Below are 22,190 nucleotides of genomic sequence, written 5' to 3' on the forward strand. Positions count from 1 at the left end.
GGCGGGCTGTATCGTATTCACCCTCAGATCGCGATCCACATCGTCGCTCCCGCCCGGGAGCATCCGTTCGTACGATCGTGAGGACCTACCGCCATGAGGCCACAGACAGTCACCCCCGGCACCGCACACACAGCGCCCGAGGGACTCGGTGCCGAGTCCGCGGGTATCGATATCGGTCTGCTCGTCTTGCGCCTGGGCGCCGGAGGGCTGCTGTTCGTCTCCGGCAGCGGGAAGCTGTTCGGCTGGTTCCACGGCGCCGGGTGGGCGGGCACGGCCGGGGGCTTCGAAAAGATGGGATATCACCCGGGCAAGCTGTTCGGCACCCTGGCCGGACTGTGCGAATTCACCGGTGGAACCCTGCTCATCCTCGGCTTGCTGACCCCGCTGGCGGCGGCGATCGTCATCGGAAGCATGATCAACGCGGTGCACGTGACCTGGCCGCACGGCCTGATCGCCTCGTACGCGGGGATCCTGCTGATCGTCGCCGCGGCCACGCTGGGATTCTCCGGGCCGGGCCGGATCTCGCTGGACCACGGGCGGCTGTGGCAGCGTCAGGGCATCGGGTGGGGACTGGGGGCGATCGTGCTCGGCACCGTGGCGGCGCTCATCACCCTCGCCGTGAAGTAGCAGCCCCGGCGGTGAGGCGCTCGAGCGCCTTGATCACCACCTCCGGATCGGCGGTCTCCCAGTACGGCGGCAACGAGGCCCGCAGATACGACCCGTAGCGGGCCGTGGCCAGGCGCGAATCCAGGATCGCCACCACGCCGCGGTCGTCGACGCTGCGCAGCAGCCGCCCGGTGCCCTGCGCGAGCAGCAGCGCCGCATGATTGGCCGCGATCGCCATGAAGCCGTTGCCGCCGCGCGATTCCACCGCCTTCTGCCGGGCGACCAGGAGCGGATCGTCCGGGCGGGGAAACGGGATGCGGTCCAGGATCACCAGGCTCAGCGACGGCCCGGGCACATCCACGCCCTGCCACAGCGACAGCGTGCCGAACAGCGAGGTCTCCGGATCGTCGGCGAACTTGCGCACCAGCGCGCCCGTGGCGTCGTCGCCCTGGCACAGCACCGGGGTGTCCAGGCGCTCGCGCAGCGCCTCGGTGGCGGCCTTGGCCGCGCGCATCGAGGAGAACAGGCCCAGGGTGCGGCCGCCCGCGGCGGTGATCAGCCGCTGGATCTCGTCCAGGTAGGCCGGGGACAGGCCGTCGCGGCCCGGCGCGGGCAGATGTTTGGCGACATACAGGATGCCGGACTTGGCGTGGTCGAACGGGGAACCGACATCCAGTGAATTCCAGCGCACCACATCGGAATCCGACGGCGCCTCGCCGCCGTTGGCCAGGGCGGGGTCGACCTTGTTGGGCGATTGGGCGGGCAGGCCCCAGGTGATCGCCAGCCCGTCGAACGAGCCGCCGACCTGCAGCGTCGCCGAGGTGAGCACGACCGTCGAGGTGCCGAACAGGCGGCTGCGCAGCAGCCCGCCGACCGAGAGCGGGGCCATGTGCAGGGTGCGGCGGGCGATGCCGCGCACCTCGTCGGCGGCCAGCCAGATCACATCGCGGCGCGCGGCGGGGTCCTGCTCGTCGAAGGTGGTCAGCGCGCGGACCGCGGCGTCGTGCACGTCCTCCACGGCCGAGAGTGCGATATTGCGGGACGCGACGGCCTCCGGATCGCCCTGCGGCGCGGCCGCACCGCCAGGGGACAGCGCCGTGCGCGCGTTCCAGGCCGCGTCGCGGATCAGCGCCAGCACCGGGCCGGCGCCGCCGGGCAGCTGATCCCAGCGCCCGGGCGGCAGCTCCTCGAGCAGTTCGTGCCAGGCCTCGGCCGCACCCTCGAGCCGATCCAATTCCTGCTCGTCGATGAGCTTGGCGCAGCGCTTGGCGGCCGCGCTGATCGCGGCGGTGGACAGCTCCGCGGTGGCCACCCCGGTGACCCTGTCCACCAGCTCGTGCGCCTCGTCGATGACGACCACGTCGTGCTCGGGCAGCACCTGGATGCCGCTGATGGCGTCGATGGCCAGCAGGGCGTGATTGGTCACCACGACATCGGCCTGGCCGGATTCGGCGCGGGCCCGCTCGGCGAAGCAGTCGGTGCCGAACGGGCAGCGCGACTTGCCCAGGCATTCGCGCGCGGACACGCTCACCTGCCGCCACGCGCGGTCGGTGACGCCGGGGGAGAGCTCGTCCCGGTCGCCGGTCTCGGTGTCCGAGGCCCATTCGTTCAGGCGCTGTACCTCGCGGCCCAGCCGGGAGATCGCGAACGCGTCGAACAGTTCGGCCTCGGGCTCCTCGTCCGGGATCACGCTGTTGATCTTGTTCAGGCACAGATAATTTCCGCGGCCCTTGAGGATCGCGAACTTCGCGCGGCGGCCCAGGGGGCCCGCCAGCGCCTCGGCCAGGCGCGGCAGATCCCGGTCGACCAGCTGGCGCTGCAGCGCGATCGTCGCGGTCGACACCACGACCGTGCGCCCGGACTCCACCGCGTGCCGCAGGCTCGGCACCAGGTAGGCCAGCGACTTGCCGGTGCCCGTGCCGGCCTGCACGGCCAGGTGCTCCTTGGTATCGATCGAGTGCGCGACCGCGGCCGCCATGGTCTGCTGGCCCTTGCGCGCCTTACCGCCGAGCGCCTCCACGGCGGTGGTCAACAGGATTGGGACGGGCGGAAGTTCGGGCACCCAGGAAGACTACTTCCACCGTCCGACAGGCACGCGGATCGGTCGGGAGAGCCGTGGCCGCCGAGGATGCGGCACGCCTATTTGCCCTGGATCCGGAATTCGGCCGAGGTGCCGGCGAACGACGTGGGCTTGCCGAGGTGGCTCCTGGCATTGCCGAAATACCGGATGCGATACGTGCCGGGCTCGGCGTCGGACGGGGAGTCCCAGCGGATGGTGACCGTGGAACTCGAGGCCGCACCGCGCGACCAGGCGAAGGTGGTCGCCCAGTCGCCGTCGTCGGCCACGATCCGCCAGCGGCCCGCGTCCTGGCGTTGCACCATCAGGTACGTGCCGCCGCGATGCGAGTCGTTGTTCGGATGCGCGCCCGCGAATTCGACCAGCACCGGCTCACCCGGGCGGTACGCGGCGGCGGGCTGGGTGATCACATCGCCGAATTGGTGGCCCGCGGGCGGAAAGTCCGGCGGCGGCGTGGTTTTCGCGGTCGTCGGTTGCTCCGGCGGGTCGGCCGGGGCGGCCGGCGCGGCGGCGCCGGGTGGCACGGACTCGCCCTTGTGCATCGCCGTGGCCAGCTGCGCCGCGGCCTGCGCCACGACGGGCAGTTGCCAGCGCCCGAACACCGTGCTCGCCCCCTCCAGCCGTTGGGCGTCGTATTCCTCGGGGGTGGTGAAGTATTGCGCGTGCCCGTTGGCGTAGCCGACGACCAGCACGTTGCCCACCTCGGCGCCGACGACGGCCGCTACCGTGCGCCGCAACCGCAGTCCGGCGGTGATGGTCACCTCGCCCGGGATGCCGAGCAGATACAGCTCGCCGATCCGGATCAGCTGCACCGGAACGACATTGGGCACGAACGGCGCGTACCGGGCGAACATCTTACCCGCCGCCGCGATCGTCTTCGGCGCGTGCGCATCCCCGAGCTTCTGCGAGAAGCGGTACCGCACGTTCCGGGAGATCCAGTCCCAGAAGGGATTCCGGTCCTCCTGAAAAGAAGCCCAGCCCATCGCGCCGCGGAACGACCCGCCCGTGAACGCGGCCGCGCCCAATGCCGGTGGGCCCGTGGGATGTTCGTGACCGTCCCCGGTGAACTCCGCGGCCGCGGTCGCCGCGGACAGGTCGATGTACACGTGGCGGAAGTCGATGTCACCGGCCATGCGCGGCATGTACGCATCGGCCAGCGCGGCGGCGGCCTCGTACTGCCGGGCCCCTTGGACGCGTGCGGCGTCGAACTCGTCGGCGGGAGTGTCCGAAACGGGGTACATGTCAGCGGCATTGGTCTGGGCGAAGGCCGCGACGAAATCGGGATCGGGATCAGCGAGGTAGTCCACGCCCTCCACGACCCGCTCCCAGTGATAGGCCGCATATCCGTTGGCCCCGGAGCCGATCAGCGTGCTCGGGCCGGTCGCCTGCGCGGGATGCGCGGCGAACCAGTTGATCGCACCGACCGGCTGCTCCCCGCGATCGATGCGCAGCAGCGTCGTCTGCGGGTCGATCGCCTCGGGGAAGAAATCCCTGTCCTCCTGCGGATTCCGATCGAAGGCGGCCCGCGAGCGGTTGACGGTGGCCGTGCGCAGTTCGCCGCGCGACAGGCGCAGGGTGGCCGGCGCCACGTCCTCGTGCGCCTGCTCGACCGCCTCGACGATGCCGTCGACGATCGCGGCGAACGTGCTCGGTGTGATCCCGTCGGTCGAGCGGTGTCGCGCCGCACCGCCCGGCCCGCAATGGGTATGGGTCGCGGTGATCAGTACGTTCGCCTCGGTGTAAGCGCCGTCGAAGCGGGTGGCCAGGCGGCGCAGCACCTCCCGGGACAGGCCCGACCCGGTCAGGGACAGGTCGTTGACGATCAGCAGCACCCGCCGGTCGGTGATCGGATCCGCGAAGACGAAGGCGCGCGAGCGCAGCCGGATACGAACCCCGGCAGACGTCGAATCGAGTGCTCCGGTGCCGGGTAGCCCCGCTCCGGAGGGTTCCCCAGTGATATCGGCAATGGCGCGTCCGACCCGATGGCGGTCGGTCGAGTAATTCACACGGACAAACTAGCCGGGTGCGTCTGCGCCCGCAGGATGAATCCCCCCTTTGGTGCGCCTTCGGGGCGTGGCCTAGCCTGTGGGTCGCTCCGTTCAGGACTCCAGCGTTCCGGCGAGTTCGATTCCGGCGGTGCGCATCCGGTCCAGGGCCGATGCGGTGGTCGCGGGAGCGACGCCGGCGGTCAGGCCCAGCAGGACCCGGGTGTGCAGGCCCGCGGCGCGCGCGTCCAGCGCGGTGGCCCGCACGCAGTGGTCGGTGGCGATACCGCACACGTCCACGGTGTCGATTCCCTTGTTGCGCAACCAGTCCGCGAGACTCTCGCCGGATTCGGCGGTGCCCTCGAAACCCGAATAGGCGGCGCTGTAGGCGCCTTTGGAGAACACCGCTTCGATGGGGCCGGTGGCCAGATTCGGGTGGAATTCCGCGCCGGGCGTGCCCACCCGGCAGTGCGGCGGCCAGGTGTCGATGAAGTCCGGCTCCGAGGAGAAGTGCTCGCCGGGATCGATGTGAAAGTCCCGAGTGGCCACGACCGCGGCGTAATCGGAGACGCCGAGGTATTCGGTGATGCGCGCGGCGACCGCGGCACCGCCGGCGACGGCCAGTGCGCCGCCCTCGCAGAAATCGTTCTGCACGTCCACGACGATGAGTGCTCTGGTCATGTGGTCATCTCGCATCTCGATGCCGGTATGCGGGCGCCCTGCCCGGTCGGACGGGCGTGCCCGCGGTGCGAATTCATTGTAGGAAGGTAGTGGGAATCGCGGGGTCTCCGGGCGAGAGTTTCAAGCCCTCCCAGGGGAGGCTCACCAGGCCCTTCGCCACCAGCTCGCGCGACTGGGCCAGGGTGGGGCGGTCCGGTGCGATCTTGCCGCCGCGGACCATCGGTGTCAGCAGCTCGCGGGCGGAGAAGCCGCTGGCCGCGGGTGCGGGCCCGGCAGCGCGATACACGATCTCCTCCACGATCGTCCCGGTCGGCCGGGACAGCCGCACCGCCTGCTTGGTGCCGCCGCGGGATTCCTTGTGGCTGCTGCGCTTGGCCACCGGCACCCCCTCCACCTCGACCAGCTTGTAGACCATGCCGGCGGTCGGGGCGCCGGACCCGATCACCAGCGCGGTGCCCACGCCGTAGACGTCGACCGGCTCCGCGCGCAGCGAGGCGATCGCGTATTCGTCCAGATCTCCCGACACCACGATGCGGGTGCGGGTGGCCCCGAGCGCGTCGAGCTGGTCGCGCACCTGCCGCGCCAGCACGCCCAGATCGCCGGAATCGATACGCACCCCGCCCAATTCGGGCCCGGCGACCTCGATGGCGGTGGCCACCCCCTGGGTGATGTCGAAGGTATCCACCAGCAGGGTGGTGCCGATACCCAGCGCCTGGACCTGACTGCGGAACGCCGCCGCCTCGTGGGCGCCGTCCGGGCCGCTGTGCAGCAGCGTGAACGCGTGTGCGCTGGTACCCGCGCCGGGAACTCCGTAGCGGCGCACCGCCTCCAGATTCGAGGTGGCATCGAATCCGGCGAGGTAGGCCGCACGGGCGCTGGCGGGTGCGGCCAGCTCGTGCGTGCGCCGCGAGCCCATCTCGATCATCCGCCGCCCGCCCGCGGCACTGACCATCCGGGCCGCGGCCGAGGCGATCGCGCTGTCGTGGTTGAGGATCGACAGGATCAGCGTCTCGAGCACCACGCATTCGGCGAAGGTGCCGCGCACCGAAAGGATCGGGGAGCCGGGAAAATACAGCTCGCCCTCCCGATAGCCGTCGATATCGCCGCGGAACTCGTACTCGCGCAACCACTCCAGCACCGGGGCGTCCAGGAAGCCTGCGGCAGTTGCCAATTCGGGCTCACCGAAACGAAACTCGGCCAGCGCGTCGAGCATTCGCCCGGCGCCCGCAGCCACACCGTAGCGGCGGCCGTTGGGCAGGCGCCGCGCGAAGACCTCGAAGGTGCACTGTCGGTGCGCCGAACCGTCGGCCAGCGCGGCCGCGAGCATGGTCAGCTCGTACTGGTCGGTCAGCAGTGCGGTACTGGGGGCGGCAGCTGTGGTGTCCACGTTCGTCACTGTAGACACCGATTCGCCCGGATATTCGGTACGAGCGGGTGCAAAACGGGCGCGGTGGGTGTTGTGTATCCGCAGCCGAGTCGTAGGCTGAGGGTTATGGGTCTGTGCATGAACGATGCCGCCTCGGATGACACCGTCCGGGCCGGGGTCGGTCCGGGCGGGGGGAGCGGGACCGCGGTGCGCGCGATGGGCCCCAGGGTGGTGATGGCGGGACAGGCGGTCCCCGAGGCCGTCGAATACACCGAAATTCTCGAGGCCGAGGATCGGCCGTGGGTGACCGTTGTCTGGGACGACCCGGTCAATTTGATGCATTACGTCACATACATCTTCCAAAAGCTGTTCGGCTACAGCAAGGGCAAGGCAACCGAGCTCATGCTCAAGGTCCACAACGAAGGAAAGGCGGTGGTGTCGTCGGGCTCGCGGGACAGGATGGAACACGATGTGCAGCGCCTGCACGCCGCCGGCCTCTGGGCGACCATGCAACGTGACGACTGAACAGGGCGACTACCGTTACCTCGTGCGCAAATGGAGCAGGAAGAACTCGCTGAGCGGGCTCAAGCTGCGGTCGGAGATGGATGCGCGGGAGGCGGAGGTGCTGCGCTCCCTGGTCGGTGCGGTCACCGGGCTGCTCACCGACCGGGCCGATTCCGCCCCGCAGGACGATCTGGCCGCGCTGACCGGGCTCCGTACCGGCAATGCCGAGCCCCCCGACGATCCGCGGCTGGCGCGGCTGCTGCCCGATTTCCACCGCCCCGAACCCGGTTCGCCCGACGCCGACCGCGCCGAGCTCAACAGCGCCCTGCGCAGCCTGCACGAGCCCGACATCATCGAGAACAAGGTCGCGGCCGGGTCGGTGCTGCTGGACACCCTGCCCGCACAGGGCGGCAAGATCGTGATCACCCCCGAGCAGGCCGACGCCTGGCTCGCCGCGCTGAACGACGTACGGCTGGCGCTGGGCACCGCGATCGGCGTCGAGGCCGACACACCCGATCATCTGCATCCCGACGATCCGCGCGCCCCGCATCTGGACGTCTATCACTGGCTCACCTGGATGCAGGATTCCCTGCTGCAGGCCCTCGCGCCGTAGTTCGCACCGGGGCACGGGTGTGCCGGAATATAAATCTCACTGCGCGAAACTATTGACAGGTATTGCGACGAGGAAGTTTCCCGGCGGGGTGCGGGAAATGGGGGACCTGAGCCCGGCGACCTGGGAATAGCCGAATATTCTGGACCGTTGACGACAGCGTTCCGCGCCGAGATGCGGATCCGTCTGACGGAACGGAAGGATGCGAACTGTGCTGGAGATCAGGGCGGACCTCGTGGAGGCAATGGTGGCGCACGCCCGCGCCGACCATCCGGACGAGGCATGCGGCGTCATCGCCGGGCCCGAGGGCACCGACCGCCCCGAGCGTTTCGTGCCGATGGACAACGCCGAGCGCTCCCCGACCTTCTACCGCTTCGATTCCGGCGAACAGCTGCGGGTGTGGCGCGAGATGGACGACCGCGACGAGGAGCCGGTGGTGGTCTATCACTCCCACACCGCGACCGAGGCGTATCCGAGCCGCACCGACATCTCCTATGCGTCCGAACCCAACGCCCACTACGTGCTGGTCTCCACGCGCGACCCGGAGCAGCACGAGCTGCGCAGCTACCGGATCGTCGAGGGCGTGGTCACCGAGGAACCCGTGCGAATCGTGCCCGCGTACGCGAGTGCGTAAATACTTCAGACCGAAATTTTAGGAGCACCCATGTCGGTAACCGTGTCCATCCCGACCATCATGCGTCCCCTCACCGGCGGCGAGAAGCGCGTGCAGGCGAGCGGCGCCACCCTCGCCGCCGTGATCGACGACCTCGAGACCAATCACGCGGGCCTGCGCGAGCGGCTGCTCAAGGACGGCAAGCTGAACCGCTACGTCAACATCTACGTCGACGACGAGGATGTGCGATTCACCGGCGGGCTCGAGGCCGAGGTGCCCGAGGGCGGCACCGTGACGATCCTGCCCGCCGTCGCCGGAGGAGCGGTCTAGCTCGTGGCGCGCTACGAATCGCTGATCGAAACCCTGGGCAACACGCCGCTCGTGGGGTTGCGCACCCTGTCCCCGCAGTGGGACGGCGAGAATCACGTGCGGCTGTGGGCCAAACTCGAGGACCGCAACCCCACCGGATCCATCAAGGACCGGCCCGCGCTGCGGATGATCGAGCAGGCCGAGGCCGACGGTCGGCTGCGACCCGGGTGCACGATCCTCGAGCCCACCAGCGGCAACACCGGTATCTCGCTGGCGATGGCGGCCAAGCTCAAGGGCTACCGGCTGGTGTGCGTGATGCCGGAGAACACCTCCGTCGAGCGCCGTCAGCTGCTGACCATGTTCGGTGCGGAGATCATCGATTCCCCGGCCGCGGGCGGCTCGAACGAGGCTGTGGCGCAGGCGAAGAAGATCGCCGCGGAGAATCCCGAATGGGTGATGCTGTATCAGTACGGCAATCCCGCGAATGCGCTCGCGCATTATCACGGCACCGGTCCGGAGATTCTCGCCGATCTTCCCGAGATCACCCATTTCGTGGCCGGGCTGGGCACGACCGGCACATTGATGGGCACGGGCCGATACCTGCGCGAGCACGTAGCCGATATCGATATCGTCGCCGCGGAACCGCGCTACGGCGAACTCGTGTACGGGCTGCGGAATCTCGAGGAGGGATTCGTACCCGAGCTGTACGACGAATCCGTGCTGACGTCCCGCTTTTCCGTGGGCCCCTACGACGCGGTGCGCCGCACTCGCGAATTGGTGCTCCAGGAGGGCATTTTCGCGGGTATCTCGACCGGCGCGATCCTGCACGCCGCGCTCGGGATCGCGGGCAAGGCGTTGAAGGCCGGTCGTCGCGCCGATATCGCGTTCATCGTCGCGGACGGTGGCTGGAAATACCTGTCGACGGGTGCGTACGACGGGACCCTCGAGGAAGCGGAAGACAAACTCGAAGGCCAACTCTGGGCGTAGCCGGTCCTGTCACCCGGGCGCAGTACGCTCGTAGGAGCGAGGTCCGATTCCTGGACCACCCGGCGTATGACGGTGCCCGGGCCCCGCGAGGAGGTGACGGCGATGGCCGCTGGGATGGGGTCGCCCTTCGATCCCGAGCGGATCGGGGCACTGCGCAAGCAGCTGGATCGCGCGTCGGGAGCGAGCAGTTCCGCCGCGGTGAAGCAGCTGTGGGTGCGGGCGATCGCGGTCACCCTCGGCTTCGTGGCGCTGCTCTACGTCCTCGAGGCCATCAACTCCGCGACCGGCAATTCGCTCGACAACGCCGGAGGCATCCGGCCGCGCAGCCTGGACGGGCTCGAGGGCATCGCCTTCGCGCCGCTGCTGCACGGTAGCTGGGCGCATCTGCTCGGCAATACGCTGCCGGTGATCGTGTTGGGGCTGCTGACGTTGCTGACCGGCATCGGCCGGGGGCTGGGCGCGACCGCGATCATCTGGGTGATCAGCGGATTGGGGCCGTGGCTCATCGGCGACAGCCGATCGGTGACGATCGGGGCATCGGGCCTGGTCTTCGGCTGGCTGCTGTACCTGATCTCGCGCGGGGTGTTCGCCCGAAACCTCTGGCAGATCGTCGTCGGCGTGATCGTCGGGTTGCTGTACGGCGGGATTCTGCTGGGAGTACTGCCAGGTCAGCCCGGAATCTCGTGGCAGGACCACCTTTTCGGCGCGTTGGGTGGACTGGTAGCCGGTTGGGTACTCTCCGGGGATGAACGTCATCGTCGCGGGGGTAACCTCGGCCGCCTCGCCTCGTCGGGATGACGTCCGCACCCGGCCGACGAGTAGTGGGGGATTCCCTCTTGACTAGTAGTTCCTCGTGGGAGCATGGGGGTATGCGCCTTACCGTCATCGGGTGCTCGGGCAGTGTGTCCGGCCCGGATTCCCCCGCGTCGGGGTATCTGCTGACAGGTCCGGAGATGACTCCGACGGTGATCGACTTCGGTCCGGGCGTGTTGGGCGCGCTGCAGCGGCACCAGGATCCCGGTGCGGTCGACATCTTCCTGACACATCTGCATGCGGACCACTGCCTGGATCTGCCGGGTTTGCTGGTGTGGCGCCGGTACCACCCGAATCCGCCGAGCGGTCGGGCTGTCGTGCGGGGCCCCTCGGACAGCGCGCTGCGCATCGGCAACGCCTCCGCGGAGGTGGGCGGCGAATGCGACGACTGGTCCGACGTGATAGACATGCGCGCCTGGGTCGAGGGTGAGCCCGTGGAATTCGGCGCCGGCCACACGGTGACCGCGCGCCGGATGCTCCACCCGCCGGAGTCCTACGGCCTGCGGATCACCACCGCGGCCGGGCGCACCCTGGTCTACACCGGCGATACCGCCCTGTGCCCCGCGGTATTCGAGCTCGCGCAGGGTGCGGACGTTCTGCTGGCCGAGGCGTCGTGGACACACGATCCGGCCAATCGTCCACCGGGCATCCACCTGTCGGGCACCGAGGCCGGAATGGTTGCCGCGCAGGCCGAGGTGGGGGAACTGCTGCTCACCCACATTCCGCCGTGGATCTCGCGCGAGGACGTGATCGCGGAGGCGAAGGAGCAGTTCAGCGGTCCCGTGCACGCGGTATCGCCGGGCGAGGTCTTCGACATCTAGGGGTTGCCGATCCGCTTCCCCGCGACTTCGGCGCCCGCAGAGCACATGGGTAACTCGCCGGGACGGGCCCAACCGGAGCAAGCTGTCATCCGCCGGCCCGACGAGCATGTCTCGGTGCAAGTAGCGGCGCGCTGAAGTGGCGGGGGAGCCTGGGGCGTTGCGGGTCGAGCGGCTCCACTAGGCTGCTGACTTGTGTCGAGACGAGCCGATGGTCGGGCGGACGATCAACTCCGCGAGGTCCGGATCACCCGGGGATTCACTACGCACCCGGCGGGGTCGGTGCTGGTGGAGTTCGGGCAGACGCGGGTGATGTGCACCGCGAGCGTCACCGACGGGGTGCCGCCGTGGCGTCGGGATTCCGGATTGGGCTGGCTGACAGCCGAATACGCGATGCTGCCCGCGGCCACGCACACCCGCAGCGGCCGCGAGTCCGTCAAGGGCAAGGTGGGCGGGCGCACCCAGGAGATCAGCCGGCTCGTCGGCCGCTCGCTGCGGGCCTGCATCGACCTGGCCGCGATCGGCGAGAACACCATTGCCATCGACTGCGACGTGCTGCAGGCCGATGGCGGCACCCGCACCGCCGCCATCACCGGCGCGTACGTGGCGCTGTCCGATGCGGTCACCTACCTCGCGGCGGCCGGTCGGCTGGCCGACCCGCAGCCGATCTCGTGCATGATCGCCGCGGTGAGCGTCGGCGTGGTCGACGGCCGGGTCCGGCTGGACCTGCCGTACGAGGAGGATTCGCGCGCCGAGGTCGACATGAATGTTGTCGCGACCGATACCGGCACCCTGGTCGAGATCCAGGGCACCGGCGAGGGCGCCACCTTCCCGCGCTCCACCCTGGACAAGATGCTGGACTCCGCGCTGGCCGGGTGTGAGCAGCTGTTCGCGGTGCAGAAAGCCGCTCTCGCGCAGCCGTATCCGGGCGTGCTGCCCGAGCCGGAGAAGCGCAAGTAATGCCGCGACGGGTGCTGGTCGCCAGCCGCAACGCGAAGAAGCTCGGCGAGCTGCGGCGCATCCTCGCCGAGGCGGGCATCGAGGGCCTCGAGGTTGTCGGCCTGGACGAGGTGCCGCCGTTCCCCGAGGCCCCCGAGACCGCCGCGACCTTCGAGGAGAACGCGCTGGCCAAGGCCCGTGACGGCGCCGCGGCCACCGGATTGGCCTGCGTCGCAGACGATTCGGGCCTGTCGGTGGACGCCTTGAACGGCATGCCCGGCGTGCTGTCGGCGCGCTGGTCCGGCCGCCACGGCGACGACACCGCCAACAACGACCTCCTGCTGGGCCAGCTCTCGGACGTCCCCGATGAGCGCCGCGGCGCCCGCTTCGTCTCCGCGTGTGCCCTGGTCGCGGACGGCCGCGAGGTCGTCACCCTGGGCGAATGGCCCGGCCGCATCGCCCGCAAGCCCGCGGGCGAGGCCGGTTTCGGCTACGACCCCCTGTTCGTCCCGGACGGCGGCACCCAGTCCAGCGCTGAACTCACCCCCGCCGAGAAGGACGCGGCCTCGCACCGCGGCCGCGCGCTGCGCGCACTCCTCCCGGCGCTGGCCGCCCTCGCGCAGTAGCCCAGCCGCGCACTCGGTGAGCCGTGCCCGAACTGCTGTCCTTGGTCGCGAGCGGTCGTGCGTGCATCCGCTGGGTGGGGTCGCGGCCCGCTACGCGCTGGCCGGGATCGCCACCGAAATCGGACCGATTCGGTTGTGACAGAGGCGATCCCGGGCATCGGCGTGGCTTCCATCTCCGACACGATCGGCCTTTCAGCGGGTGAACGCGGTCGCGCGCTCGGTAGTCCAGGCGGCGAAATCGAGGGCGGGGCGGCCGAGTAGGTCGGCGACGGTGTGCGTGGTGGGACCGGGGACGCGCGCGTAATCCGCCAGTGAACCGAGCAGGCGTGCCGGAACCTCCTCGGGCAAGCCCTGCGCCAGCATCGCGGCACGCACTTGCTCGGGAGCCAGTTCGGCGAACGACAGGTCGCGCCCGGTGGCCTCCCCCAGGATGCGGACCTTGTCGTACTGGGTCAGCGACTCCGGCCCGGTGAGCACGTAGCGACCGCGCTCGTGCCCGTCCTCGGTCAGCGCGCGCACCGCCACCGCGGCGATATCGCGTTCGTGAATCGGCGAGGTGGCGGCCGCACCGTACGCGCCGCGCACCACGTCCCCGCCCCGCAATTGCGGTACCCAGCTCAGCGCATTGGCGTCGAAGTCGCTGCAGCGCAAGCAAGTCCACGCCAGACCGGATTCCTCGGCCGCGGCCTCGAGCGCCCGGAATCCCGCAACGAACCGCGGCTCACCGGCCGGATACTCGACTGTCGCCGCCGAGACGACCACCACTCGGCGAACTCCGTGATCGGCTGCGGCCGCGAGTATTTCGGGTGCCGTCGCGATCGCGGCGCGAGACGACAGCAATACCCCCTCGGCGCCGTCCCATATTTCGCGAGGGATGTCCGACAACGCCGGATCACCTTGAACCACAACGGTTCCCGGTGACAATTTGGCCACCGCCGGGTTGCGGGTCACGGCGGTGACCTTCACGCCCGCCGTTCCCAGCTGTGCAACGACTTCCCGACCGACCACCCCGGTGGCCCCGATGACGACGAACATGACCGACCTTCCCGCCTTCCAGCGAGCCGCCCACGCAGCTTCACTGGATCTCATATAATACGAGAATCATACTACTCGCGAACTTCCTCGAGCGTGTCACCACCGAGTCACTCGAAAAATCGTGAAACAGTTCAACGTTCAGGCGCGGGCGCGAAGGGCACAGATACACTCCGCGCGTGCCGCTGACCTTTCCATCCCATGCGCTACCCGTGCTCCCCCTGAAGATTCGATGGCCGCATCGACTGGATGGCGTCGCGCTGGTGGTCGGCTCGGCGGTTCCCGATGCGTCCTACCCTGTCGCCGGATTCTTCTCCATGCCCGAGACGCACACCCCGGTGGCATTGCTGTGGTGGTGTCTGCCCTTCGGCATCGTGGCGACGACAGTGATTCGCCGGTCCGCCCCGCAGATCGCCGCGCACCTACCGCGCCTGGGCGGGTTCGACCTTCCCGCTTACGGCGTACTCGGTGACGTCCGATACCGCTGGTACGTCACCGTCTATTCGATCCTGATCGGCGCACTCACCCACATCTTCTGGGACGGGTTCACCCACGACCCAGCCGGTGGTCACGGCTGGGGAGTAGCCCGATTCCCCGCGCTGCTGCATCCGAGCCTGCTGGGCAGGCCCTGGTGGTATCTGCTCCAGCAGACATCCACCTGCCTCGGTGCGGTGCTCGCGGTCGCGCTGTTCTACTACATCGGCCGCCGCGGACTGCTGCGAATCTGGCACGGCGAGCCCCGAAACGTCCCCCGCGCACCGAAACTCTTCTGGCTGTCGACAGGCGTGACGGCGGCGTTGCTGCTGGCCCTGCTTCCCCTCATGCCCTTGCCGTTCCAGCCCTTTGTCCTGGGCGTCCGGCTGCTCTATGTAGCCGCCCTGTCCCTCCTGGCCGGTGCGGTGGCGACCTACCGCCGCGCACCCGTCACTGCCAGATAGTGAGGTCGGCCCTGCAGTTGATCGTGCAACGACCTCAGAGGCCGTAGGTCTGCTTGACCTGCTTAGCGTTGACGTGTTCGACGAAGAACGACAGCAGAGGGATGGTGCCTGCCAGGAGGGTGCCGATGGTGCGGCCGAGGGGCCAGCGGACCTTGATCGCGAGGTCGGCGGTGACGATCAGGTAGACGAAGTAGACCCAGCCGTGGACGACCGCGATCCAGTTCGGGGTGTGGACGCCGAAGCCGTACTTCGCGATCATCTCCGCGCAGAGCAGCAGCAGCCAGGTGCCGGTGGCCCAGGCGAGGGTGCGGTAGCGCAGGAAGGCGGGACGGACCTTCTTCGCGCTGATCGCTGGGCGGGGGGCGGCGGCCGGTGTCGGTGGAACGACGGCCGACGCCGGGGTGGGGGCGGCTGCCGGCTGCACCTGGGCGGCGGGCTCGGCGTCCCGCACTTCGGTTGCGGCGGTGTCGGTGTTGTCGCTGGCGCTCAACCGGCGCTCCTCTCGGTCTCGCGGGCCTCGAGCCCGGCGGCGCGCACCTGTTCGCGCAGGTCCTGCGCGTTCAGTTCGGCCAGGTAGTGGTTGTATTCGGCGAGCACCGGATCGTCCTCGCGGCGCGTGTGCGCCGCGCGTTCGGGCAGGATGCCCTCGGGTATCTCGCGCTGCTTGGCCGGCTTCACCGGTGCGGGACGCTCGTCCTCGGGGACGTCGGACTCGCGCTCGAGCCGCACGAACCGCACGTAGGCGAACACCACGAACCCGGCGAACAACGGCCACTGCAGCGCGTAGCCGAGGTTCTGCCCGGTCCCGGTCCCGGATTCGAACCGCGTCCACTGCCACCAGCCCAGCGCGAGGCAGGTCAGCGCGGCGACGATCACCAGGATGATCAGGGCCGGGCGGCGGTGTGGAGCGGACACGGCATCTACGGTACTCGTCTACTACACGGTCCGTAGGAACAGGTCGGGGGTCAGAACTTGTAGGTCACGCCCGTGCGCTGCTCGGACTCCTCCCACAGCCGCCGCCACAGGTCGCGGTTCTGCGACAGCTTGCTGGACGGCGAGGCCTGCACCGGGCCCTGACTGCCGAACAGCCGGGTCGGACCCCAGTACGTGTTCGGGTCGGCGTCGGGCATGGTGGCGGCGAACAGACTCGAGTGCGCGGCACGCGCGGGGGAGTGGCCGATCAGCGCGACCGCGGGCTTGGCGATCCGGTCGACCAGGGTCTCGGTGCGGGTGAACAGGTCTGTCGGCGAGACACCCGGGTGCACGGCGTAGGAGCGCTTGGACGATCCGGACTCGGCCAGGCGCCGCTGCAGTTCGCGGGCGAACATCAGATTCGAGAGCTTGGCCTGTGCGTAGGCGAGATTGCGCTGGTAGCGGCGGTTTTCGTAGTTCAGATCGTCGATCCACAGCTTGGGCGTCTGGCGGTGCGCGATGCTGGCCAGGGTGACGACGCGATCGCCGATGCGGTCCAGCAGCAGGCCGGTGAGCGCGAAATGCCCCAGATGATTGACGCCCCATTGGGTTTCGAATCCGTCGCGGGTGCGCGAGAACGGAATGTTCATCAGCCCGGCGTTATTGATCAGCACGTCGAATTCGCCGGTGCGCTCGGCGAATTCCCGGACCGAGGACAGATCGGAGAGATCCAGCGCCGAAACCGAGATGTCGCCGCCGATCTCGTCGGCGACCTGCTGGGCGGTGGTGGTGTTGCGGCAGGCCATGATCACCGTCGCACCCTTGCCCGCCAGCACCTTGGTAGTTTGCTTGCCGATGCCGCCGTTGGCGCCGGTGATCACGAACGTGCGCCCCGTCTGATCGGGGATTTCGGTGGGCTTCCACGCCATGGCTTCGGGACCTTTGCTGGAGTCGTCCGGGCAGCGGTGCACTGCCTCGCGATACTATCTTACTTAACAGTAAGTTCCGGTGGAAGCGCTGAACTCGGAGGATCACGCGCCGGATGCGGTGGGATAGCTGATCTTGGAGCGCACTGCGCATTTTACGTGTCTTGCCGACGGAATAGTGACGACCGGCACATACTGAGCTAATGGCAGGTGCCCCGGCGGTCGTCGATTCTCCTGCGCCCGTGACCAGTGCCCGGGCCAACGTCGTCTTCATCACCGTCGCCCTCGGCCTGCTGATGGCTGCGCTCGATCAGACCATCGTGGCCACCGCGCTGCCGACAATCGTCGCCGATCTCGGCGGCTCCGGGCATATGGCCTGGGTGGTCACCTCCTATCTGCTGGCCGAGGCGGTAGCCACGGCGCTGGCGGGCAAGTTCGGCGACCTGTTCGGACGCAAACTCGTCTTCCAGCTCAGCGCCCTGATCTTCATCGTCGGGTCGATGATCGCCGGCCTGTCGAACGGCATGCTGCTGCTGATCGTCGCGCGCGCGATCCAGGGGGTGGGCGCGGGCGGGCTGATGGTGACCGCCATGGCGCTGATCGCCGATGTCATCCCGCTGCGCGCCCGCGGCAAGTACCAGGGCGCGCTCGGCGCGGTCTTCGGCATCACCACCGTCGTCGGGCCGACGCTCGGCGGGTTGTTCACCGATCACCTGAGCTGGCGGTGGTGCTTCTACGTCAACGTCCCGCTCGCGATCGTCATGATCGCCGTCGCGGCGCGGGCGATTCCGCACGTGCGCACCGTGATTCGGCCCATCATCGACTATGCGGGCATCGCCTTGGTCGCGCTCGGGGTGAGCTGTCTGATCCTCGGGCTGGAATGGGGTGGGCAGCAGTATCCGTGGGGATCCACGACGATCCTCGGGCTGTTCGTCGCCGCGGCGATCCTGTTGGCGGCCTTCGTCTTGGTCGAACTGCGGGCCGCCGAGCCGATGCTGCCGATGCACCTGTTCCGCAGCAACGTCTTCACCGTCTGCTCGATCCTGTCGTTCATCGTCGGCTTCGGGATGCTGGGCGCGATGACCTACCTGCCCGCGTACCTGCAGTACGTCGACGGCGTCTCGGCCACCATGTCGGGCGTGCGGACACTGCCGATGGTCGTGGGCCTGTTCACCACCTCGATCCTGTCCGGTCAGGTGGTCGGAAAGACCGGGCGCTACAAGTACTTTCCGATCGTCGGCACCGCGGTGATGGCGGTCGGGCTGGGGCTGATGTCGACGATGGGCCGGGGCACCGGGGTCCTGCGCGAATCGCTGTACATGCTGATTCTGGGCCTGGGTATCGGGCTGTCGATGCAGGTCCTCACCATCGTCGTGCAGAACACGGTGCCGTATGCGGACCTGGGTACCGCCACCTCCGGGGTGACCTTCTTCCGTACGCTGGGAAGCACATTCGGCACCGCGATCTTCGGCACCCTGTACAACAACCAGATCGGGCCCAACCTGCGCCACGCGCTCGAGCAGGTGCCCGGGGTGCCCCCGATGGCCGCGCAGAACCCACAGCTGCTGCGCAAACTTCCCGAGGCCCAGGCAAATCCGATCATCGACGCCTACGCCGCCTCGATCGATCACGTGTTCCGGTGGGTGGTGCCGGTGGCCATCGTCGGCTTCGTGGTCGCGTGGTTCCTCCAGGAGGTGCCGCTGCGCGACAGCATGCGCGGCGAGGCCACGGACATGGGCGGCGGATTCTCGATGCCGGAATCGCCCGATCGCGTTGTGCTGCTGGAACAATCGCTGGCCGGCCTGATGCGCCGGATGCGCACGGACGAGGCCCCCGGTCCGCTGATCCTGGCGTCCTCGGGCACCTCGCTGACGCGCGACCAGGCGTGGGCGATCGGGCAGGTCCAGATGCTGCGCCGGGCGCGCGGTGAGGCCACGCTCGTGGCCATCGCCCGGGCGCACTGGGTGCCGCCGGAGGTGCTGGAACCGGTGTACGAGAAGGCACTTGCGCTGGGCACCATCGAATTCGACGGTCCGCGAATACATCTCACCGAGCGCGGCCACGAGGAGTCCGACCGCATAAAAGCCGCCTGGCGCACCTGGCTGTGCAGCCGGATCGACGACTGGGATTGCGCGAATCCCGGCGATCGGGCGCTGCTGGACCAGGCGCTGGACAATATCGCCACCAAACTCCTGGACGAATCCGACCGGCCGGAGATGTTGACCGCGGCCCGGGTCTGAACCCGCGAACGCGGGCGGCGGAAAGGTATTCCGACGCCCGCATGCCTCACGCGGTTGTGTCCAATTGGATCACGCCATGGCGAGCTCGGCCGTCTCGTTCACCGGGGCATCCCAGTCGATGACGTAGCTCTGCTCGCGGCGCATCGTCTTCTCGAACCCCATCTTGGTGGCCATCGGCATCAGCATCGGCAGCGCCCGGCGCATCACCGGGCCCAGGGTCTTGCTGTGGTTGATCTTCGCGCCACGCGCGGCGATCCGCTCCACCCGGGGCCGGCGGATCCGCTCGTAGGCGGCGAAAGCCGTTGCCGGATCGTCGAAGTCGCGCAGGCAGCGGGCCAGCTGAATCGCCGATTCGATGGCTTGCGAGGCCCCCTGGCCGGTGCTGTTGGACGGGGCGTGCACCGCGTCGCCGACGAGTACCATCCGATCGCGGTACCAGGTCGGGACCGGCGGCATGATGTGCATTCCGCCGATGACGACCAGATCCTCCGGGCGGGTATTGCGGGCGAATTCGCCGCCCGGGGTGTCCTGGCCGTAGGTCTCCCGCAGGATGCGCAGCCAGTCCTCGCTGGGCACCGCGCGGGCCTCGGACATGCTCATGTACTCCTTGTTCGGCAGGTTCGCACCCCACCCCACCCGGCCGTCGGGCAGCGCGTAGTACAGGTAGTAGGCATTCTTGCCGAATGCGAAAATCATTGTCTCCGAGGGGACATCGATCGTGCAGTCGGTGTTGGCGCCGAAGCCGAGCAGTCCGGTGTAGTTCGCCTCGGGGGCATTCGGATCGACCAGCGTGCGAACCTGCGACTTGATGCCGTCCGCACCGATCAGAATGTCCGCGGTGGCGCTACTGCCGTCGGCGAACCGCGCCGTGACGCCGTCGGCGTGCTCCTCGACGCCGACCAGGCGCTTGCCGTACTCGAAGGGGACACCCGCGGCGACGGCGTGATCGTGCAGCACCCGGTGCAGATCGCCGCGTTCGACCACCTGCAGCGGTTCGATGCCCGTCAGGCCGGGCATCTCGACCGTCTTGTGCCCGAACGACATTGCCGTGTGGCGCATCGGCAGGGCCACCTTGCGCACCGGATCACCCGCGCCGATGACATCGAGCGCGGCCAGGCCGTTGGCGGCGAATCCGAGGGTGCTGCCGATGTTGTACGCCGGACCCGGATAGGCCTCGTAGACGCGGCCCTCGATACCCGCCATCTGCATCGCGGTGCCGGCGACCGGACCGGCGACGCCGCCGCCGATGATGAGTGCGGAGCGAATTGCGGACATGAGAATTTCTCCCTTGTGGATGGGTGTGGATGCCCGATCCGATCCACGCACAGGGAGCCCGGTTATCCTGTAGTTGCCAAACTTGGGCCGGGTTCACCTGCACGGATGCGGTTCGAGACGGTGATTCGATCGGGCCCGGTGGGGTGTTGCCGCACCTTGCCGGGCTCGGTTTCATTGCGTGCCTGAGGAATTCAGGCCGGACGGGTGAAGTCCCCCCTTTCGACCTGCTCGACGATCTCGGACATCGCCATGTTCGTGGCATGAAAGTTTCGCCACATCTCGATGTGGGGGAAGGTGCCCTCGGCCAGCTCGGTGCGCAGGCCGCGCACCCAGGCGATCTCGGCGTCCAGGATCGCGATGTTGAATTCGGCCTCGATCAGGAACAGTCGCGGCACTTCGGGCGGGCATTTCGCGAGCTCCGCGCGGGCGGCGGCGACATCGCGCTCCAGCCGCTCGAGCCGGGTGCCGAGCAGGGCGATGACCTCGTCGGGCGGCAGCATCGCCACGACGGACAGGCCCGCGGAGAACCGGTGATGCTCGAGCTCGGGGGTGGAGACGATCTCGCGGATCCAGTCGACGGCCTCGGCTCGGCCGGCCTCGGTGATGGCGTAGATGGTGCGCTCGGGGCGTGCGCCGTCGCGTTCGCTGCCGACGATCTCGAGCAGGCCGTGCTTCTCGAGATTCTGCACCACCGTGTACAGCGACCCCATCTTGATGTCCATGTCGCGGTCCTTACCGCGCTCGACCAGCAGGGCTGCGATCTCGTACCGGTGCATCGGCCGCTCGGTGAGCGTCGTCAGCACGGCCAGGGCCAGCAGGTTGCCGACCTTCCGCTTCTTCGCCATGTCACCTCCTAATATTCGTCTACAAATATACGGCTACGAGTATTCGTGTGCAAGTATTGGATGCGGAGAAACGACGGCAGCTCAATAGACTCGGAGGCGATGGTTGGTCGCGGCGCCGGACGGGCCGCGACCGCGCCGGATTCGAGCGTGAGGTGGGGCCGGTGGAACGCAATGCCGAGGGCGGACTGGACCTGATCCAGCTGCGTACCTTCCTGGCGGTCTATCGGGCGGGGTCGGTGACCGCGGCCGCGCGGCTGATCGGGCTGTCCCAGCCCACGGTGACCACCCAGCTGCAGACACTCGAAAAGCGTTTCGGGCGGCAGCTTTTCGAGCGGCTGCCGCGTGGGGTGACCCCCACCGCCGCGGCCGACGAGCTGGCCGCGCGACTGGCGGGACCGCTGGACGCGCTCGAGGCGATCGCCGGCGGAGGTGTGCAGGCGCCCGCGGCGCAACCGCCGGTGCAGCTGGCGGGTCCGGCCGAAATGCTGGCCCTGCTGGTGCTGCCCGCGCTGGCCGCGGCGGTGGCCCAGGGCGTGCGGCTGACGGTGACCAGCGGTCTGGCCGAGGATCTGCTGGCCGGGCTGCGCACCGGGCAGTACGACCTGGCCGTGTGTACGGTGCGGCCGCGCGGGCGCACCGTGCACGCCGAGGCCCTGATGGACGAGGAATTCGTGCTGGTCGCCGCCCCCGACGTGGCCAAAGGCATCGATACCGAGCGCCTGCGGCGCGGCGCCCCCGCGGCCCTCGAGGCGGCGCCGCTGCTGACCTATGCCGCCGATCTGCCGATCCTGCGACGCTACTGGCGGCACGTGTTCGACACCCGCCTCGACGCCGAACCAGCCGTGATCGCGCCCGATCTGCGCGCGCTGGCCGCGCTCGTCGCGGCGGGTGCGGGAGTCACCGTACTGCCGCGTTATCTCATTGCTGCGCAGTTGGATTCGGGCGATGTGGTGCCGCTGCTGGAACCGGCCGACCCGCCGATCAACACCGTCTTCCTGGCCCGGCGCATCGGTGCGCCCGCCCGTCCACACGTGGACATGGTGCACGACGCCCTGCTCGCGGTCGGACGCAGCTGGTGAGGGCCCCAG

General features: G+C 68.9%; 23 protein-coding genes. 13 read left to right on the top strand and 10 right to left on the bottom strand.

What is annotated here, in order from left to right; genetic code table 11:
- Positions 1-93 precede the first annotated feature (93 nt).
- On the top strand, positions 94-627 hold the full coding sequence (locus tag KO481_RS35015; RefSeq protein WP_215922804.1) for a DoxX family protein: 534 nt from the start codon (positions 94-96) through the stop codon (positions 625-627).
- Here KO481_RS35015 and KO481_RS35020 read toward each other — a convergent pair.
- The 4 genes from KO481_RS35020 to KO481_RS35035 form a co-directional block, all read right to left on the bottom strand.
- Positions 608-2,668, bottom strand: coding sequence for an ATP-dependent DNA helicase (locus KO481_RS35020; RefSeq protein ID WP_215922805.1), 2,061 nt, complete (start codon positions 2,666-2,668; stop codon positions 608-610). The genes KO481_RS35015 and KO481_RS35020 overlap by 20 nt on opposite strands.
- 77 nt (positions 2,669-2,745) lie before the next feature.
- Entirely contained in the window at positions 2,746-4,689 is a 1,944-nt protein-coding gene (locus KO481_RS35025; RefSeq protein ID WP_215922806.1) for a neutral/alkaline non-lysosomal ceramidase N-terminal domain-containing protein, read from the bottom strand.
- Between the two features lie 93 nt (positions 4,690-4,782).
- A complete protein-coding gene (locus KO481_RS35030) occupies positions 4,783-5,349 on the bottom strand; it encodes an isochorismatase family protein (protein WP_215922807.1) in 567 nt (188 codons plus the stop codon).
- A gap of 73 nt (positions 5,350-5,422) precedes the next feature.
- Positions 5,423-6,736 (bottom strand): nicotinate phosphoribosyltransferase, encoded by a 1,314-nt coding sequence (locus KO481_RS35035; RefSeq protein ID WP_308166895.1) that lies wholly within the window; start codon positions 6,734-6,736, stop codon positions 5,423-5,425.
- Between the two features lie 195 nt (positions 6,737-6,931).
- On the opposite strand from KO481_RS35035, the gene clpS reads away from it, so the two are divergent.
- The 9 genes from clpS to KO481_RS35080 all read left to right on the top strand — a co-directional run bounded on the left by clpS (position 6,932) and on the right by KO481_RS35080 (position 12,934).
- Entirely contained in the window at positions 6,932-7,240 is a 309-nt protein-coding gene (gene clpS / locus KO481_RS35040) for an ATP-dependent Clp protease adapter ClpS (RefSeq protein ID WP_215922914.1), read from the top strand.
- A 22-nt stretch (positions 7,241-7,262) separates the two neighbouring features.
- Positions 7,263-7,832 carry an oxidative stress transcriptional regulator AosR gene (gene aosR, locus KO481_RS35045; RefSeq protein WP_215922915.1) on the top strand — a complete coding sequence of 190 codons (570 nt, stop codon included), beginning with the start codon at positions 7,263-7,265 and terminating at the stop codon, positions 7,830-7,832.
- Positions 7,833-8,040: 208 nt separating this feature from the next.
- Positions 8,041-8,463, top strand: coding sequence for a M67 family metallopeptidase (locus KO481_RS35050; RefSeq protein ID WP_308166896.1), 423 nt, complete (start codon positions 8,041-8,043; stop codon positions 8,461-8,463).
- A 30-nt stretch (positions 8,464-8,493) separates the two neighbouring features.
- A complete protein-coding gene (locus tag KO481_RS35055) occupies positions 8,494-8,772 on the top strand; it encodes a MoaD/ThiS family protein (RefSeq protein ID WP_215922810.1) in 279 nt (92 codons plus the stop codon).
- Between the two features lie 3 nt (positions 8,773-8,775).
- Positions 8,776-9,738: a PLP-dependent cysteine synthase family protein gene (locus KO481_RS35060; RefSeq protein ID WP_215922811.1), complete on the top strand. Its 963-nt coding sequence runs from the start codon at positions 8,776-8,778 to the stop codon at positions 9,736-9,738.
- A gap of 66 nt (positions 9,739-9,804) precedes the next feature.
- Positions 9,805-10,536 (top strand): rhomboid family intramembrane serine protease, encoded by a 732-nt coding sequence (locus KO481_RS35065; RefSeq protein WP_245401972.1) that lies wholly within the window; start codon positions 9,805-9,807, stop codon positions 10,534-10,536.
- A 71-nt stretch (positions 10,537-10,607) separates the two neighbouring features.
- Positions 10,608-11,372 carry a cyclic nucleotide-degrading phosphodiesterase gene (locus tag KO481_RS35070; RefSeq protein ID WP_215922812.1) on the top strand — a complete coding sequence of 255 codons (765 nt, stop codon included), beginning with the start codon at positions 10,608-10,610 and terminating at the stop codon, positions 11,370-11,372.
- A gap of 192 nt (positions 11,373-11,564) precedes the next feature.
- A complete protein-coding gene (gene rph, locus KO481_RS35075; RefSeq protein ID WP_215922813.1) occupies positions 11,565-12,329 on the top strand; it encodes a ribonuclease PH in 765 nt (254 codons plus the stop codon).
- Entirely contained in the window at positions 12,329-12,934 is a 606-nt protein-coding gene (locus KO481_RS35080; protein ID WP_215922814.1) for a non-canonical purine NTP pyrophosphatase, read from the top strand. Before rph ends, KO481_RS35080 begins: the two co-directional genes overlap by 1 nt.
- Positions 12,935-13,126: 192 nt before the next feature.
- On the opposite strand, the gene KO481_RS35085 is transcribed toward KO481_RS35080, so the two are convergent.
- A complete protein-coding gene (locus KO481_RS35085) occupies positions 13,127-14,023 on the bottom strand; it encodes an NAD(P)H-binding protein (protein ID WP_245401973.1) in 897 nt (298 codons plus the stop codon).
- Between the two features lie 122 nt (positions 14,024-14,145).
- On the opposite strand from KO481_RS35085, the gene KO481_RS35090 reads away from it, so the two are divergent.
- A complete protein-coding gene (locus tag KO481_RS35090; protein ID WP_215922815.1) occupies positions 14,146-14,904 on the top strand; it encodes a DUF4184 family protein in 759 nt (252 codons plus the stop codon).
- Between the two features lie 34 nt (positions 14,905-14,938).
- Here KO481_RS35090 and KO481_RS35095 read toward each other — a convergent pair whose 3' ends face one another.
- From KO481_RS35095 to KO481_RS35105, 3 genes are all read right to left on the bottom strand, one after another.
- A complete protein-coding gene (locus KO481_RS35095; RefSeq protein WP_215922918.1) occupies positions 14,939-15,253 on the bottom strand; it encodes a DUF3817 domain-containing protein in 315 nt (104 codons plus the stop codon).
- Between the two features lie 137 nt (positions 15,254-15,390).
- Positions 15,391-15,819: a transcriptional regulator gene (locus tag KO481_RS35100; RefSeq protein ID WP_215922816.1), complete on the bottom strand. Its 429-nt coding sequence runs from the start codon at positions 15,817-15,819 to the stop codon at positions 15,391-15,393.
- 50 nt (positions 15,820-15,869) lie between these two features.
- Complete coding sequence (locus KO481_RS35105) at positions 15,870-16,745, bottom strand: oxidoreductase (RefSeq protein ID WP_215922817.1); 876 nt, start codon at positions 16,743-16,745, stop codon at positions 15,870-15,872.
- Positions 16,746-16,984: 239 nt separating this feature from the next.
- Between KO481_RS35105 and KO481_RS35110 the strand changes: the two genes are divergently transcribed.
- Positions 16,985-18,982, top strand: a complete 1,998-nt coding sequence (locus tag KO481_RS35110; protein ID WP_308166897.1) for an MDR family MFS transporter — start codon at positions 16,985-16,987, stop codon at positions 18,980-18,982.
- A 69-nt stretch (positions 18,983-19,051) separates the two neighbouring features.
- Here the strand turns inward: KO481_RS35110 and KO481_RS35115 are convergent, their stop codons facing one another.
- Together KO481_RS35115 and KO481_RS35120 are read right to left on the bottom strand one after the other, a co-directional pair.
- Complete coding sequence (locus tag KO481_RS35115) at positions 19,052-20,257, bottom strand: FAD-dependent oxidoreductase (protein WP_215922819.1); 1,206 nt, start codon at positions 20,255-20,257, stop codon at positions 19,052-19,054.
- Between the two features lie 191 nt (positions 20,258-20,448).
- Positions 20,449-21,102, bottom strand: a complete 654-nt coding sequence (locus KO481_RS35120) for a PadR family transcriptional regulator (protein ID WP_215922820.1) — start codon at positions 21,100-21,102, stop codon at positions 20,449-20,451.
- 161 nt (positions 21,103-21,263) lie between these two features.
- Here KO481_RS35120 and KO481_RS35125 point away from each other — a divergent pair, with 161 nt between their 5' ends.
- On the top strand, positions 21,264-22,181 hold the full coding sequence (locus KO481_RS35125; RefSeq protein ID WP_308166898.1) for a LysR family transcriptional regulator: 918 nt from the start codon (positions 21,264-21,266) through the stop codon (positions 22,179-22,181).
- Positions 22,182-22,190 lie beyond the last annotated feature (9 nt).

It is taken from the genome of Nocardia albiluteola (genome assembly GCF_018860155.1).
GTDB lineage: Bacteria > Actinomycetota > Actinomycetes > Mycobacteriales > Mycobacteriaceae > Nocardia > Nocardia albiluteola.

Excerpts from the sequence above, each read along its gene's own strand:
- KO481_RS35030 (WP_215922807.1), bottom strand. The coding sequence starts at position 5,349 with ATGACCAGAGCACTCATCGTCGTGGACGTGCAGAACGATTTCTGCGAG.
- KO481_RS35105 (WP_215922817.1), bottom strand. The coding sequence starts at position 16,745 with ATGGCGTGGAAGCCCACCGAAATCCCCGATCAGACGGGGCGCACGTTC.
- KO481_RS35085 (WP_245401973.1), bottom strand. The coding sequence starts at position 14,023 with ATGAGATCCAGTGAAGCTGCGTGGGCGGCTCGCTGGAAGGCGGGAAGG.
- KO481_RS35015 (WP_215922804.1), top strand. The coding sequence starts at position 94 with ATGAGGCCACAGACAGTCACCCCCGGCACCGCACACACAGCGCCCGAG.
- clpS (WP_215922914.1), top strand. The coding sequence starts at position 6,932 with ATGGGCCCCAGGGTGGTGATGGCGGGACAGGCGGTCCCCGAGGCCGTC.
- KO481_RS35070 (WP_215922812.1), top strand. The coding sequence starts at position 10,608 with ATGCGCCTTACCGTCATCGGGTGCTCGGGCAGTGTGTCCGGCCCGGAT.
- KO481_RS35080 (WP_215922814.1), top strand. The coding sequence starts at position 12,329 with ATGCCGCGACGGGTGCTGGTCGCCAGCCGCAACGCGAAGAAGCTCGGC.
- KO481_RS35065 (WP_245401972.1), top strand. The coding sequence starts at position 9,805 with ATGACGGTGCCCGGGCCCCGCGAGGAGGTGACGGCGATGGCCGCTGGG.
- KO481_RS35055 (WP_215922810.1), top strand. The coding sequence starts at position 8,494 with ATGTCGGTAACCGTGTCCATCCCGACCATCATGCGTCCCCTCACCGGC.
- KO481_RS35120 (WP_215922820.1), bottom strand. The coding sequence starts at position 21,102 with ATGGCGAAGAAGCGGAAGGTCGGCAACCTGCTGGCCCTGGCCGTGCTG.
- KO481_RS35115 (WP_215922819.1), bottom strand. The coding sequence starts at position 20,257 with ATGTCCGCAATTCGCTCCGCACTCATCATCGGCGGCGGCGTCGCCGGT.